The sequence below is a fragment of the Lysobacter silvisoli genome, from assembly GCF_003382365.1.
GTDB classification, from domain to species: domain Bacteria; phylum Pseudomonadota; class Gammaproteobacteria; order Xanthomonadales; family Xanthomonadaceae; genus Lysobacter; species Lysobacter silvisoli.
This window is the reverse complement of sequence record NZ_QTSU01000001.1, coordinates 598,392-613,332: the sequence shown is the minus strand read 5'-3', so window position 1 is coordinate 613,332 and position 14,941 is coordinate 598,392. Positions and strand designations below refer to the sequence as shown.

The 14,941-nt window shown below is 62.9% G+C and carries 9 protein-coding genes and 1 tRNA gene; 2 read left to right on the top strand and 8 right to left on the bottom strand.

Going from position 1 to position 14,941, the window contains the following annotated elements:
* Positions 1-9 precede the first annotated feature (9 nt).
* The 3 genes from DX914_RS02810 to hisS all read right to left on the bottom strand — a co-directional run bounded on the left by DX914_RS02810 (position 10) and on the right by hisS (position 4,106).
* Positions 10-552, bottom strand: coding sequence for a prolyl hydroxylase family protein (locus DX914_RS02810; protein ID WP_196778804.1), 543 nt, complete (start codon positions 550-552; stop codon positions 10-12).
* A gap of 61 nt (positions 553-613) precedes the next feature.
* The gene (locus DX914_RS02805; protein ID WP_115857534.1) at positions 614-2,515 is read right to left on the bottom strand and encodes an HAL/PAL/TAL family ammonia-lyase; all 1,902 of its coding nucleotides are present in this window, start codon (positions 2,513-2,515) and stop codon (positions 614-616) included.
* Between the two features lie 211 nt (positions 2,516-2,726).
* Complete coding sequence (gene hisS / locus DX914_RS02800) at positions 2,727-4,106, bottom strand: histidine--tRNA ligase (protein ID WP_115857533.1); 1,380 nt, start codon at positions 4,104-4,106, stop codon at positions 2,727-2,729.
* 176 nt (positions 4,107-4,282) lie between these two features.
* Here hisS and DX914_RS02795 point away from each other — a divergent pair.
* Both DX914_RS02795 and DX914_RS02790 read left to right on the top strand, forming a co-directional pair.
* Positions 4,283-4,359, top strand: a tRNA-Pro gene (locus DX914_RS02795).
* Between the two features lie 179 nt (positions 4,360-4,538).
* Entirely contained in the window at positions 4,539-5,015 is a 477-nt protein-coding gene (locus DX914_RS02790) for a hypothetical protein (RefSeq protein ID WP_115857532.1), read from the top strand.
* Between the two features lie 33 nt (positions 5,016-5,048).
* On the opposite strand, the gene DX914_RS02785 is transcribed toward DX914_RS02790, so the two are convergent.
* The 5 genes from DX914_RS02785 to DX914_RS02765 all read right to left on the bottom strand — a co-directional run bounded on the left by DX914_RS02785 (position 5,049) and on the right by DX914_RS02765 (position 14,926).
* Entirely contained in the window at positions 5,049-8,027 is a 2,979-nt protein-coding gene (locus DX914_RS02785) for a TrlF family AAA-like ATPase (RefSeq protein WP_115857531.1), read from the bottom strand.
* A gap of 100 nt (positions 8,028-8,127) precedes the next feature.
* The gene (locus DX914_RS02780; protein ID WP_115857530.1) at positions 8,128-9,315 is read right to left on the bottom strand and encodes a GIY-YIG nuclease family protein; all 1,188 of its coding nucleotides are present in this window, start codon (positions 9,313-9,315) and stop codon (positions 8,128-8,130) included.
* Positions 9,308-11,413, bottom strand: coding sequence for a DEAD/DEAH box helicase (locus DX914_RS02775; RefSeq protein WP_115857529.1), 2,106 nt, complete (start codon positions 11,411-11,413; stop codon positions 9,308-9,310). The genes DX914_RS02780 and DX914_RS02775 overlap by 8 nt, the downstream gene beginning before the upstream one ends.
* A complete protein-coding gene (locus tag DX914_RS02770; protein ID WP_115857528.1) occupies positions 11,400-12,167 on the bottom strand; it encodes a hypothetical protein in 768 nt (255 codons plus the stop codon). The genes DX914_RS02775 and DX914_RS02770 overlap by 14 nt, the downstream gene beginning before the upstream one ends.
* Positions 12,164-14,926, bottom strand: a complete 2,763-nt coding sequence (locus tag DX914_RS02765) for a class I SAM-dependent DNA methyltransferase (protein WP_115857527.1) — start codon at positions 14,924-14,926, stop codon at positions 12,164-12,166. Before DX914_RS02765 ends, DX914_RS02770 begins: the two co-directional genes overlap by 4 nt.
* Positions 14,927-14,941: the final 15 nt, after the last annotated feature.

Sequence of the window (14,941 nt, the reverse complement as noted above, 5' to 3'; positions counted from 1 at the left end):
AAGCGCCGCTCAGGCCTGCGCGTACATCACGTCGGAACGCAGCACGTACTTGCTGCCCGCCTCCACCGCGGCGCCTTCGTGCCAGGTGTCGTGCACGAACAGCAGCGCCGCTCCGGTGCGCGGCACCACGCGGAAACCGCGGAAGTCGGTGTCGCCGCCGGCGAAGCCCTCGTTGAGATAGACCAGCAGGGTCAGCCGGCTGCTGCGCCCGTCCTCCTGCCAGGAGCCGTCCTTGTGCATGCGGAAACGCTGGCCGGGGCCGTACTTGTAGAAGCGCAGCGCGCGCGGCAAACCGAACGCGGTTTCGCCTTGCAACCGCGGCAAGGCCACGCCGTCCAGCCGCCGCCACAGCCGCTGCACCCACTCGGGCGACTCGAACACCACGCGCTCGTTGTTGCGCATGTGCGGCATCGCACGCGCGCCTCCTGGCGCGCGCACGTCGGCAGGGGCGAAGCCCTGGGCCTCGGCCAACGCGATCAGCGCCGCGCACTCATCGGCGCCCAGGAAATCCTCGATGCTGAATACCGCGTCGGTGTGCGCGACCACCCGCATGCAGACTCTCCTTGAGACGGGATGCGGCGCACCGCATCCCGCCGATGTCACAACGCCACGATCACAGCGCCGCGCGCGCCGCCGACAGCACGCTGCCGTCGGCGACCATCGCCACTGCCGCCGCCACTTCGCCGTCCAGCGCACGGTCGTACTGCAGGAACGCAATGCGCTCGCGGATCGCCGCATGCGCGGCCGCCACCGCATGCCCCGGGCGGAACTCCTCGGCCGCGGCCAGCTCCGCGCGCAGACCTTCGACCTCGCCCAGGAAACCGCTCAGTTCCTCGGCACCGGCGGCGGGGCCGCCGGCCACCTTGGCCGCCAACCCGCGCGCGTCGGCGCGGTCGGCCAGGTCGCGGGCGGCGTTGATCATGTCGCGGCGCAGGTCCAGCGCCTGCGCCGCGGTGTACAGCTCCAGGCCCAGCACCTTGCCCAGGTCGTCGGCCATGGCCAGCACGTGGCGCGCCTCGTTGGCGCCCATCGACACATGGTCCTCGGCGTTGGCGCTGGTCGGGATCGAATACACCGACGCCGGATGCGCGCGGCTGGCCAGATCGTTGACGATGGCCGCGGCGGTGTACTGCACGATCATGTGGCCGGACTCGGTGGAGTCCTCGTTGCCGATCAGGAACGGCGGCAGGCCGTCGTTGGTGGCCGGGTCCACCAGCTTGTTGAGGCGACGCTCGGAGATGCTGGCCAGCACCGGGATCGCGGCCTTGACGTAGCTCATCGCCAGCGCCAGCGGCATGCCGTGGAAATGGCCGGCGGAGATCACCTGCTGCTCCACGTGCTCGGCCTGCGCGTCCGGGAACACGATGGGGTTGTCGGTCAGCGAGTTCAGCTCGACCTCGAGCACGCGCGCGGCCTGCGCCAGCGCGTCGCGCACCGCGCCGTGCACCTGCGGAATGCAGCGCAGCGAGTAGCTGTCCTGCGGCTGGTGCTTCTTGCCGCCGCGGAACGGGCGGAAGCGGTTGTAGAACTTCTCGCGGCCGTGGCGCTGGCCGAACGGCACCCAGTCCCAACCGATGTCGAAGCGCAGGGCCTGCGCCTGCGGCGTGTCCCAGCTGCCCGGCTGCCAGGCGCGGAAGCGCGGCACCAGGTGATAGGGAATGTCCGCCAGGGTCGAGCCCTGCAGCAGCTGGCGCAGATGCGCGGCCACCGCCACCTGGCCCGGGTGCGGACGCAGCGCATGCACCTCCTCGGCGAACGCTCCCAGGCGGCCGGCGAAGGCGTCGATGGTCATGGCCGCGGCCAGGTCGGCGGTGTCGGCCAGCTCTTCCAGCTTGTGCAGCGCGAGCACGCCGCAGGCCAGCATCTGCGCGGTGCCGTTGTTCAGCGCCAGGCCTTCCTTGTACGACAGCGCCACCGGCTGCAGGCCGGCGCGCTGCAGCGCCTGCGCGCCGGGCATGCGCTGACCGTGGTAGAAGGCCTCGCCGCCGCCGAGCAGCACGATGGCCAGGTGCGACAACGGCGCCAGATCGCCGCTGGCGCCCACCGAGCCCAGCTGCGGCACCACCGGCACGATGCCGGCGTTGAGCAGCGCGGTCAGGGCCTGCAGGGTTTCCACGCGGATGCCGGAGTGGCCGCGCATCAGGGTGTTGACGCGGATGCACAGCATCGCCCGCACGATCTCCGGCGCGAAGGGTTCGCCCACGCACACCGCATGGGTCACGATCAGGTTGCGCTGCAGCTCTTCGTGCAGGTTCTCGCCGGAAGGCTGCGCGCCCGGCAGCTGGTCGCGCAGGCGGTGCGCGCCGAGCAGGCGGTCGGCGTTGCTGCCGAAACCGGTGGACACGCCGTAAATGGGCTCTTCGCGCCGCACCTGCTCGGCCAGGAAGTCGGCCGCGCGTTGCACCGCCGGCAGCTGCGCGGCGGACAGTTCGACCTGGGCGCCGTAAGCCACGGCCACGAGTTGCGACCGCGTCAGCGAGCGGCCGTCGAGTTGGATCTTGTTCACGCTAGGGATCTCCGGAATTGCACCCTGGCGATCATCTGCGCGGCGGTGGAACCCGGGCCGGCATACTCGGGAGTCGGTGCGTCGATGGAACCTTGGAATCCGTGCGGCGGCTGCCGCGCGGTGTGGTGTCCGGCTTGCGCCGGTGCCGGGCGCGACCTCAGCGCCCGATGCTCGGTGGCCCGCGGTGGCGGGGTTCAGGCGCGCGGCAGGCGCGCCCGGCTCATTTCATCGCCCGCGACTGCTCCAGTTCGACCCGCAGGGTGCGCGCCAGCTCGGCGCGCGCGACTTCGAACTGGTCCTCGCGGCGCAGGTCCTTGACCGTGACCGTGCCCTTGGCGATCTCGTCCTCGCCCAGCACCACCACGAAGCGGATGCCGGCGCGGTCGGCGTACTTGAACTGCTTGCCCAGCTTGGACGGCTCCATCACCACTTCGGTGTTGAGGCCGCCGTGACGCAACTCGTTGGCCACCGCGATGCACTGCGGCAGGTGCGCGGCGTCCATCTGCGTGACCAGCACCTGCACCGTGCTCGACGCGCTGTCGACCAGGCCGGCCTCGCGCAGCTGCCAGAACAGCCGGGTCAGGCCGATCGAAATGCCCACGCCGGGCAGCTTGGACTTGCTGTAGTGGCTGGCCAGGTCGTCGTAGCGACCGCCGGAGCAGACCGAACCGATCTGCGGGTATTCGTCCAGGGTGGTCTCGTAGACGGTGCCGGTGTAGTAGTCCAGGCCGCGCGCGATCGAGAAGTTCAGCGCGTAATGGGTTTCCGGCACGCCCAGCGCGCGCACCAGCTCCAGCACCTCGCGCAGTTCGGCCACGCCCTGGCGCAGCGATTCGTTGCCCTCGCCCAGCGCGGCCAGGCGCGCCAGCGCGTCCTCGTGCGAAGTCGAACGCACCGCCACGAATTCCAGGATCGCCGCGACCGCGTCGGCGGCCAGGCCGAACTCCGGCCCGGTCAGGGTCTCGCGCACATACTCGGCGCCGCGCTTGTCGAGCTTGTCGACCTCGCGCAGCACCCGCGCCTGCAGCTCGCCGTCGGCCACGCCGCGCGCTTCGAAGTAGCCGCGCAGCAGCTTGCGGTTGTTGAGCTGGATGGTGAACTTGGCGATGTCCAGCTCGGCGAACACCGCGTAGATCGCCGCCGGCATCTCGGCGTCGTGGCGCACGCTCAGACTGTCCTTGCCGATCACGTCGATGTCGCACTGGTAGAACTCGCGGAAACGGCCGCGCTGCTGGCGCTCGCCGCGGTACACGCGCTGCATCTGGTAACGGCGGAACGGGAACGCCAGTTCGTGCTCGTGCTCGGCCACGTAACGCGCCAGCGGCACGGTCAGGTCGAAGCGCAGCGCCAGTTCGGGCACGCCCTCGCCGTCGCCGGCCTTGCTCAGCGCGCCGGTGGACTGGACGAAATACACCTGGCGCTCGGTCTCGCCGCCGGACTTGGTCAGCAGCACCTCCGACAGCTCCATCACCGGCGTTTCCACCGGCACGAAACCGAACCGCTCGAAGTTGCGGCGGATCGTATCGAGCATGCGCTGGAACGCGATCTGGTCGGGAGGCAACAGCTCCATGACGCCGGCGGGGGTGCGGGGCTTGATCAAGCGGAACTCCGAAAGACAGGCGGGGCGCCGCAACGCGCGGGCGCAAGGCGCACAGTTTAGCGGCCGGCCGCGGCCGTACCCACCGGTCCGGCCGCCTCAGCGTGGGCCGCATGCGTCGCCGCACGGACCCTCTTGCCCCCGCCGCCGGCCGTCGCTAGAATTGTCGGCTCAGCTGTCGGGGTGTAGCTCAGTCTGGTAGAGCGCTACGTTCGGGACGTAGAGGTCGCAGGTTCGAATCCTGTCTCCCCGACCAATAAAATCAATGGCTTAAGCAAAAACCGCCTCACGGCGGTTTTTTGTTGTCCTGCAAACGTACTGCAAAACAGCGGATTGCCGACAGCTCTGCGAACCCAAAGAACACTCGCGGTGGTGCGGTGCGTAACAGCGGCACGGTCATACCCGCCTTGTGAGACCGTCAGCTAGGATGGTTGCATGCCCGTTTCTCAGCCAACTGCCTACGCACTACTACGAACCTTCGGCATGTTGGAATTCGAGCTCAAACGTATTCCCGAATTTACGGGTACCGGGCCCTACCAGTCAGCCAAGGCGAACTGGCGCGCCGTGGAGGACGCGGTGGACCGGCTGCCAACGCCTACCTTCCTCGATCGAGTGCCGGCATCCGCGCGGACCAAGCTACTAGGCGGCACACGCAACCGGCCTAAGGTGCAAGTGGTTGCCACCATCCAAGGCCGGAACCTGACTCACTTTCGAGAACTACCCCTCCACGCTTCTGACGCCCGGGCCCTTATCGAGGCCATGCGCCGGGTGCGCAATAACCTCTTTCACGGAGGGAAAGAGGATCCGCTGGAAGAGCTCTACGTGGGCGATGATGAGGAGTGGGCACTGGCCGCGGGTGAAGTGGCTACGCTATTGCTTGATCTAATACAACGCCAGCAGCTCAGGCCGTAGGCAATTCGCTGCAATGCGAGCGACACCAGTGAATTATCGGTCTAGGCGAACTCGAAGCCGTCGCGCTCGCTCCCGGAAGGCTTCCTCACCGCCCTCCAGAATGTCACAGACGGCTTTCCGAATTGCCACGCTCTCCAGCCCGCCCGCCACATAGCTTATAGGTGGAAGACCGCCGGGCGGGTGTGGTCCTGCTGTCGCTACGATGATCTGGTCGGCGTCGGTGTTGATGACAAGGTTGGCATTGTGCGTGACCATGATGACCTGGCGCTTCGCCTTCGTCGCGATGAAGAGCGCCACAAGTTCGTCGAATACGGACTTCGGGTCGAGATTCTCTTCAGGCTGGTCAATGATCAGCGGCCGATCGTCTGAATCATCGAGAGCAAGATAGAGGAGCAGCAGCACGATCCCGCGGGTGCCTGGTGAGAGCTTGCGGATGTCAATGCCGTCATACGAAATCTCGTACCGCACAGTGATGTGGTCGGTGCCAAAAAGCCAGTGCGCGAACTGTTTTGACCAAGCCCTAAATTCGGCCTGCTGGGTCGGCGCATAAGGCGCATGCGACAGCAAGTCCCTCAGGTATTTGGACATGAATGTGGTCATGGCAGCCTGAACCTCGGCCGCCGAGCCAGTTTCCCACGCCGGCTTGAGTGTCTCAGCCGCGGCCCTGATCAGTGCGCCGCGGCCTTGGAAGGGGCCGGTCTTGCGCAGATCTAGGAGTTCTCTCTCCGCAACCGAACCCCACGCTTGGACGTCGGCGATCCTGCGGACCGAGAAGCCAAGCTTCTGGAGCGTTCCCGAAGACGCAGCAAGCCGAGCCATCAGCGGCGCGTAGAGGCCAGCCAGCGCATTCTGTTCGTTGATGATCGCCTCGAAGACTCGGCCATAGGTGTCATCGCGGTTCGTCTGGAGGTCCTTCCGGCGCGCCGTGGCGCCTTGCGCATCGGTGAGCCGTGCCTCAAGGGTCTTGAGCGCGGAATTTTCCTGTGCGATGCGGCCGGTCAGTGCCGTGTATTGTTCGCGAACCAGCTTATCCGCGCTGAACAGCGCTTCGAGGCGAATCATTTCGGCAGCGATCGGTGCGAGCGGGAGCGCTGAGAGATCGGCATTGTCGGGGATCAGCGCTACGTTCGGGTCACCGGACGGCGGAGGAGCACCCGTGAGTTTACTGACCTCACCATCGGCCCACGCGATATAACCCGCCAAGCTCTTGTCGACGTCGCCCTTGTAGACCAGCAGAAACTCGTCCCACTGTTTGGCACTGAAGCCACTGCTGGCGTGTCGCGCCTGAGCTTGGCGGAGCATCTCGGGCGCGCCAGTGGCGCGCATGCTCCGAACTTCGTCCTGCAAGGCGACGAAGGTGCGGCGCTGGTTCCCAAACGCTTGGATCTTGTTCTTAAGATTCTGAGCCGCCTCGCTGAGCAGGGTGTGTCGGGCCACCTGTTCCTCGGTTCCCTTGACGACAAGTTTGGCGCGATCGGCTGTGTAGTTCGCAACCAGCTTCTTCTTTTGCGCGACCTGCGTTGTTAGCGTGGCGACGAGGCTCTCCTTTTCGAGCTCAGTGGCGATTCTGTCGGAGATGTCGGAGATCGCTTCGGCCTCGCGCTCACGCGCCTGCTGAAACCGCGCGGTCTGCTGGTCGCGCAGTTCTGCAAAATCGAGTGTCCACTGGCGATCATCCTGCGAGTGTGACTCGAAGATTACACGTTCGATCTCGTCTACCAGGCCATCGGAAACGCCTTTTGCCGAGCAAAGCTCCTCGACGAACTGCTGAGAAAGATACCTGGCACGCGGGAACGACATGTGGCCGTTGGCGTCTCTGCCATCGAGGAAGCGCGTGACGGTCGCGCCACCGCCCCAGGTGAGCGTCGTCGTCGCGTCGCCCATCAACCGGCGCGCCCGAGCTAGAAACGAGGGGCTAATGTTCTCGTCCGCATCCCAACCGGATGAGGAGATCGCATCGCAGCCGGCCGCGATCATGTCGGCCAGAGCGGTCTTGCCTGATCCTCTCGCGCCAATAATGGCCACTAGGCCGGAGTTGAGTGGGATATCTGGTGTGGCCGCCCAGTCCGCGTTGTCGATCCTGACATGCGAGATAACTTGTGACGGCAAAGTCGATAGAGGCGGCTGTTCGCCGACATAGGCGCGCCCCTCGGGATCGATGCACGCCTGACGCAGGGCATCGAATTCCAGAGCGCCCTTGATCCACGAAAACCTGTTGCCGACGGGCTGTCCCACGGACTCCTGGTCGTGAGAGTCGCTTCCATGCAGGCATGGTTTGCAGCCGTCATATCGCGAGCGAAGTTCCCCCACCGTCATGCCGGCTCGCTGGCCCAGCCAGAATTCTCGCTGGACGGGACTGCTCGAAAAAATGATATGGGCGAACTTCTCGATCTCTTGGCGCACGGTTGCGTCGGCAGCCTGCCGCAGGCCCGATGTGCCGTCACCTGAACCACCAGCCACAGCAATCAAGATATTCTTCTTCGCCCATTCGCTTTCAGCGATGACCTTGCGAAGCTGGTCAAAGTTGACTTTGACCTGAGTCGCACCATGCCGGAGAGCTGCGCCATCGTCGGTGATCGTCGGATCGGCGCGCTTTCCCAGTTTGATTAGCTCCTCGCGAGTGCAGTCAAATCGATCGTTGTGCGCGCCGAACTGCAGGCGCTTGAGGATGCGTTTCACCTCGACAAGATGATTGGGGTCTTCCGGGCTAACCAGGAGGTGGATGTTAACGAAGCCCGACTTCGCCGCCACGTCGAGGCGAAGCTCGATATTTGGAAAAAGCAGTTGTACACAGGGCAGCCGGCCCGCGGCCTTGTGTTTGAGCAACTCCTCATAGGTGTCAGTGACGTAGTAGTCGGTGACGGCGATTGCTTCGATCTTCGGGGTCAGCCCTTCCAAGGTTGTGAGATAGGTCTCCCATGGATGGGTGCCGTCGAATTGGTTGTTGAGAATGGTGCCGGGCGCATGGATATGCGGATCCCATCGATGCCATTCCGAGCCGCGACTAATCATTTGACCTTCCCATCGATCAAGCTTCCTCCCCCGGCCATACAAGGTACGGATCCGTGTCGCGATATAGCCAATTAGTCGAAAACCCTACCCTCACTCTCGATCAGCGTTCCACGAACGCCGCTCGCGACGGATCGTAAATGCAATTTGTGATCGTGCCGTCCTGGATGCGTTTCACCGCTTCGTCGATGACGTGGAGCGGCACCAGGAACCACTCGCGCGGATGGACCGGATTGCCGAACCGGTCCTCGATCGTCAGATCCAACCGGGCTTCCTGGAAGATGCGGTGGAATAGGTTCTCCAGGCGCGTGCGGTTGAGGTTGGACACCTTGTAGGTGGCCACCACCTCCACCTTGGCCAACAGGTAGGTCGCATCGGTAGCAGCGTTGGCAATTCGGGTCTCGACCTTGCCGCCGGTAATGCCGATCTTGTGGATGAGTTCGCGGTGCTCGGCCACGAACGGGTGGCCGGACAGGCTGCGCAGGACGTAGATGGTCCCATTTACGATGTCGTCAGGCTCCATCGTGTCGCCGAACAACGGCCCGGCGTCCGCATCGGTGATGCGCCGGCCCGTGTCGTCCTTGTAGAGTGCCCGCTGGAGGGAGCGCTGCAACAGGTTGCTTTCCGTCCCGTTGGAGAAGATGACGCGCAGACGGGCGTCGGGCTCGCCGTTGGGCGTGCGGAACGTCTCTCCCATCTCGGCGACGTAGACCATTTGCCCACCGAGGATGAAGAAATTGCCCTCGGCCACACTAGCGTCGCGCCCGAAGCGCAAGGTCTTGCGCACACCCGATTTCAGGTCGGTCTCGACCCGCTCGAACAGCGGCTGGAAGCGCTCGAAATCCTCGCACTTGGTGCGGTTGGCGATGTCCTCGGCAGCCTTGCGCTCTTCGAAGGGACGGACATGGCGGAGTTGGGTGATGTCGTCGCTGCCGGCAGTGCCGGCCAAGCCCAACTCGGCCAGCAGGGCTTCGTCATCTAGCCCTTCGGCCGCCTCGGGCGTGGCTCTGCTAGGCGCCGTGGCCAGCAGGCCAGGCGTGTCCATTGGCACGAGTAGCGGACGCGCGGACGTGAGGGCACGTAGGCGGTCAAGCCGCGCTGCGTAGAGCCGCTCGAAAATGTCGCGTTCTTCGCCGTGCTCAGGCGCACGACCATGGATCTCGACGAAGCGCAGGATGTCTTCGAATCCAGCGATAAGCCGTTCTTCCTGGGGTGTGTGACTGCCAGTCTTGATGGGCGCAACTTCGACACCTAGCGCGGCTAGCAGGTCTTCGTCTTCCATGTCAGCCATTCGTGCCCCCGCGTACCTCGGCGGCCTTCTGCTGAGCGAGGTGCCGCGCGAGTGCGGCCACGCCCTCGGCCATCTTGCGCTCCCAGGCATCTGGCGAATTGATGTCCGGCGCCCTGCCCCGCTCGTTCTTGAACAGCAGTGCTCGCTTGGCCAGGTCGCGGGCCTCATCGAGTGGGATAGCCACGCGCTTGGCAGCGATGCTGGCTTGGACTTGGCGCAGGACCTTCTCGTCCATCGCCTTGGCCAGCACAGCGTAAGCGGCGTCGAACGGGTTGATACGGTCGATCAGGTCAATGTCCAGATCCCGGACGTTGACGAACTTGCGCACGCCATCGATCAGCGAGGTACTGCCGTACTCAGCCTTCTCCTCTGCTACGGCCAAGGCCTGCTTTGCCTGTTGGGTTATGTTCAACACCGCAATGGCGTGCTGGCGCACCGCCTCCTGGTCTTCATCATTTAACTCGGGATAACGATCGCGCACGATCTTGCCTAACTGGACCTGGGTCAGCTCCTCAGGCAGCGTGTTGTCCTTGTCGAATAGGCCCCGCTCCAGGGCGGTCTTGTCCTGGATGAAACTAGTAATGACCTCGTTCAAGTCCTCGCGACAGATCCGTGCGGCTTCGGCAGACTTTGGGACAGCGAGTCCATTGACCTCCACGTGGACCTCGCCGGTCTTGGCGTTCACACCTACGTTGGACTTGCCTTCCTGGTAGCCGCCTTCGCCGTAGTCGAACCCCTCCTTCGGGCCCAGGTTCTTCGGCGTGAAATCGAAACGCGGCGCTAGCACCTGTTCCATCAGCAGGCTGGCGGCGATCGCCTTCAAGGTGTCGTTCACCGCATCGACCACAGCCGCCTCGTCCGCGGCCGGCTCGGCGATGAGGTTGGTGAAGCGGGAGCGCTCCTTGCCCGGAGCATCACGGGTGGCCCGCCCGATGATCTGCACGATCTCGGTCAGGCTGCTGCGGTAGCCGATGGTCAGCGCATGTTCGCACCAGATCCAATCGAACCCTTCCTTGGCCATACCCAAGGCAATGATGATGTCGACGTTATCGCGGTTGTCCTTCTGGGCGGGGTCCTTCAAGGCGGAAAGCACCTTGGAGCGCCGCGTCGCGTCACTGTCGTCGACCAGGTCGGCCACCCTGATGGTGCGCCCGTCCTTGAGCTCAATGAGGTGGAAGCCTGTGGCCTCGTCGCGGCCCTTCCATTCGCCCAAGGCCTCCAGGATTTCGTCCACTTCCTTGTGCTTGTCTTTCAGACTCTCGCGAGCGTTGACGTTGGGGATGTGGACGATGGTCTTCTGCGACGGGTCCAGCACCTTCATGATGGCGTCCAGATACCGACCGGTATAGAAGAAATAGCCGATGTCGAGCGACTTGAGGTAGGTGTAGCCGTTGAGCTGTTCGTAGTAGGTGTAAGTCACCGTCTCGAACCTAGCCTCGTCCTCGGGCGCCAGCACTGCCACGGTGTCGCCGCGGAAGTAGGAGCCGGTCATGGCCACCACGTGGACTTGACCGCGCGCAATCAACTGGCCCAGTTGGCTGCCCAGCTTGTTGTCCGGGTTGCTGCTGACGTGGTGGAACTCGTCGATGGCGATCAGGCGGCCGTCGAAGGCCTCGATGCCGAACTCGTCCACAGCGAACCGGAACGTGGCGTGCGTGCACACCAGCACCGTGTCGTCGCTGGCCAGGAAAACCCCCACGGCCTTGACCTTGGACGGTGCCACCTTACCGTTGTCCTCGCCCGGAGCGTTGCACAAGTTCCATTGCGGCCTAACCACCCAGTCGGCCCAGAAACCCTGCTCGGTGAGCTTCTCGTCGGAGAAGCTGCCGCCAATCGAGCGCTCGGGCACCACGATGATGGCCTGCTTCAAGCCCTGGTTCTGGATCTTGTCCAAGGCAATGAACATCAGCGCCCGCGATTTGCCCGACGCCGGCGGTGACTTGATAAGCAGGTGTTGCTCGCCACGCTTGGCATAGGCGCGCTCTTGCATGGGACGCATGCCCAACGCGTTGACCTTGCTGGAAGCCCCCGTTCGCGCCGTGGCGATGGACACCGACGGAACGGTGTACTGGTTTGTCGGGTTTTCAGGCGCGCTCATGTTCCGCTCTGTCCTTTAGATATGCCTTCTCGAACCACTTGGGGACCTCTACCTCTTCATGCTTGAGCCACAGCTCCTTGGGAACCGCCTGCCAGAATTCCAGAATCGCTTCCGAAAACTGGTCGAGGTGTTCGTCCGTGACCTTCATATTGGTGTGGTCGAGGAAGCGGGATCGATATTCCCCATCACCGCCAAGCGGGTCTGGAACGAACTCGGGATACTTCTCCTTCAGTTCGTCGAGCGAAGGCCCATCCCCATGCTTGAATACATTCACGACAAGGCGCATCGCGTCCAATCGCTTGTATCCGGTGACCCCTCTGGCGTCGAAGTCGAACACGAAAAGCAAGTCGAGTACTGAAGGGATATCGGCCTTCCAGATGGACCTTAGGACATTCTCACCGCGATGCCAGCCGCGCAGCTCCCTCGTAAGCCACTCCCGCAGCTTCTTGCCCCATTCGTGATACATCCCGGCGACGACACTCAGTCGCGTTCGCTCCTGCATGTCACTCAACAGCTGGTAGAACTCAATGCCCTTATCGTGAGCCGACTCATAAAAATCGACCTCATCGTGTACATCAGGATCGAAGAATTGCGAAATCTGCCCTAAGTGCTCCTCGGCGGCCCTATCGGCTTCTTCTTCCATACTGTCGAACTGAGACAGCAACCTCTTACGAGCTTGCTCGACATAGAAACGATGTTCCGCCATCCAGTCTTGCCGCATGAGCTCCCACATCTGGAAAGCAAGAAGGCTCATTTCGCCTTCCCCTTCTGCAGTCTTGACTGGCCGACCGTCATCTTGGTGTAGAGGTCGAACAACTTTTCCAAGCGCTCGGTGTCGTTGCGAAAACGCCGGCCGATGTAGATCCGCTCCAGCACTTCGTCGTTGCGCTCGTGGGCCAGACGAAGGTTATCTGGCATTCCTTCTGGGTCATAAAGGTCGGCAATGGTGGCCGGAAAGTGAACTTCGCGCGCAAGCAGAATGTCTTCGGCGCAGCGCGTCAGGTCGACCTTGTTCTGTTCGGTCAACTTGGGGACAGGGAACGTATTCCAGCCCAAGGTGTTGGAATACGAGAATCGCATTTCCAGTCGAACACATACCGCTCCAATCCAGACCCAGTGAAGCCGCGAGGCAACCAAGGCAAGATTCCAAAGCGGGGCGTCATAGAGTGCAAAATTCCGATCACCGATAATGAAGTCAGATGTCAGGTAGTCAACCGGCAGGAATGGCCGACTTTCGGACGAAACGCGCGGGACCACGATGACCGAATTTCTAGCGGATCCGGCGATTTGTACGAAACGGTGCGGCTGTCTGGCGAAGCTGCGTGTGGATTCTGCATCCGACTTGCTGCGACTTTCCGCCACCAGCTTCAATCGTTCCACAACGAACTGACTTCCCCTTGCTTCCTCGACTTCGTTATCCTCGATCCAAAGACAGTATCGCTGCCTGCCATTTATCAATTCATCCGAGCCAACGAACCGCTTGATGAAAGGCCGTGCAACTGCATCTTCGGCCATGACCTTTGCGGCCACATCGCTGTCCAGAAACAGATGGCCTCCGTCGCGCGGCATGTTGCCGAACAGCATGATTGACTGCTCCCCAATGGGTTCACTGGCCTTTTGCACATAAGCCAGACTATCCGGCACCAAGTAGGGACCAATTACCGAGCACTGCTTAAGCAAGTCATCCTGATACAGCTTCTTCGGCTCGGCCGACGCTTTGCCAAGTCCGACGACCACAACGGTCACGCCCGCGTTATTGCTGGCCAGATTGGCCCACTTGAACGACGTATGGGCAAAGCGAATTTCGCAACCACGCTGAAACGCTACCGGCCATACGTCGATTGCCTGTTGCCCCTGACACACGCTATTCGTGGCAACGAAGGCACAAACCGCATTGGGCACGCTGTCCGCGTAGTCAAAGAAGCGTGCGAACCATCCAGTCACGAAATCCGTGGTCTTAGCAAGTTTGGGATGCTTGGCCCATGCTCTCGCCAGGTCCACCTTCTGATCAGTGGATTGCCATTTGCTTCCGCGATACGGCGGGTTGCCGCAGATGTATGTCTCCCCACCCTCATTCTCGAAGTCGATCTCGGCTTGGTTGAGAGGCGTATTGAACAAGTCATCGCCCACCAGCTTCACACCCGTTCCAGTCGGTGGGCAGATAGCCAGCCAGTCCAGGCGCAAGGCGTTGCCGCAAGTGATCCAGTTCTGCGCGTCTAAGGGCAGCACCTCAGCCAGGGCTTCCTTCTGGCCGCGGTAGAGTACGTCGCACTGGAACTCAGCGATGATGAGTGCCAAACGCGCGATTTCCGCGGGGAAGTCGCGCAGTTCGATGCCACGAAAGTTGGTCAGCGGGATCTCTGTCCGCAAATCTGGCTCGCCCCGACGCTGGTTGATCTCCGCCTCAATCGCGCGCATCTGCTTGTACGCAATGACTAGGAAGTTGCCGCTACCACAGGCCGGGTCGAACACGCGGATTCTGGCCATGCGCTTGCGCAGGTTCAACAGCTTCACCTTATTGTCCCCAGCGGCTTCCAACTGGGCGCGCAGGTCGTCGAGAAACAGCGGGTTCAGCACCTTAAGGATGTTAGGAACGCTGGTGTAGTGCATTCCCAGAGCGCCGCGCTCCTCCTCATCAGCCACAGCCTGAATCATGGATCCGAAAATGTCCGGGTTAATCTCCTTCCAGTTCAATTCGCCCGCGCGCAAAAGATATGCGCGAGCTGTGCGGGTGAACCGCGGCACGTCGGTGCTACCTGAGAACAAGCCTCCGTTGACGTAGGGGAATTGTTCCGCCCATCGCGGCAGCTTGGCGGCGGCGCGCTCATCCCCTTGAACGTTCATGGCACGAAAGATGGTTTCGAGCACCTCATGGGTGTTCGAGCCATCGCGCTCGGTCATCTGCTCCAGGGTTCGGGTAAACAGACTGACCCCCTGGAAAATGTCGGTGTCTTCGGCGAAAAAGCAGAACACCAGGCGAGCCATGAAGTGATTCATGTCCGCCCGGCGCTCGTCGGTGGCCCAGTCCTTGTTGTTCTGCAGCAACTCGACGTAGAGCTTGTTCAGCCGCCCGGTGGCGCGCACGTCCACCGGGTTGTCCTTGATCTCCTTGATGGTGGAAATCCCGGCTAACGGCAGGAAGAAGCCGAAGTGGTCGGGGAACTCCGGAAAAGGACAGGCCAGCGGTTCGCCGCTGATCAGGTCCTCAGCTTCCAGCGTCTCGCCATCGGCCGCCAGGATGAACTTGGCCTTGGCTTGGGCCGTCTTTGTGCTGGTCCGCAAAGCCTGGAACGTTTCGCGGACCTTGCCCGGCGCGCAGGTCGCGATGTGGATGTTGTTGCGCTGGAGCACCCCGCCAGGCACGTCCGAGGCGTTGCTGTCACCCTTGCGCAGCCGCTTTATGGTCGTTTCCTTGTTGCCGAAGGCCAGCAGGAACGCGAACGGAAACTCTGTCCCATCGAACGGTTCAATGGCCAGGGCCGACAGGGCCTCTTCAATTTCTACCGCGTTCATGCGCCGGCTCGTCCC

What these genes read in the sequence shown, in the direction of transcription:
- DX914_RS02810 (WP_196778804.1), bottom strand. Translation starts at nt 552, where the DNA reads ATGCGGGTGGTCGCGCACACCGACGCGGTATTCAGCATCGAGGATTTC.
- DX914_RS02790 (WP_115857532.1), top strand. Translation starts at nt 4,539, where the DNA reads ATGCCCGTTTCTCAGCCAACTGCCTACGCACTACTACGAACCTTCGGC.
- DX914_RS02785 (WP_115857531.1), bottom strand. Translation starts at nt 8,027, where the DNA reads ATGATTAGTCGCGGCTCGGAATGGCATCGATGGGATCCGCATATCCAT.
- DX914_RS02780 (WP_115857530.1), bottom strand. Translation starts at nt 9,315, where the DNA reads ATGGCTGACATGGAAGACGAAGACCTGCTAGCCGCGCTAGGTGTCGAA.
- DX914_RS02775 (WP_115857529.1), bottom strand. Translation starts at nt 11,413, where the DNA reads ATGAGCGCGCCTGAAAACCCGACAAACCAGTACACCGTTCCGTCGGTG.
- DX914_RS02770 (WP_115857528.1), bottom strand. Translation starts at nt 12,167, where the DNA reads ATGAGCCTTCTTGCTTTCCAGATGTGGGAGCTCATGCGGCAAGACTGG.
- DX914_RS02765 (WP_115857527.1), bottom strand. Translation starts at nt 14,926, where the DNA reads ATGAACGCGGTAGAAATTGAAGAGGCCCTGTCGGCCCTGGCCATTGAA.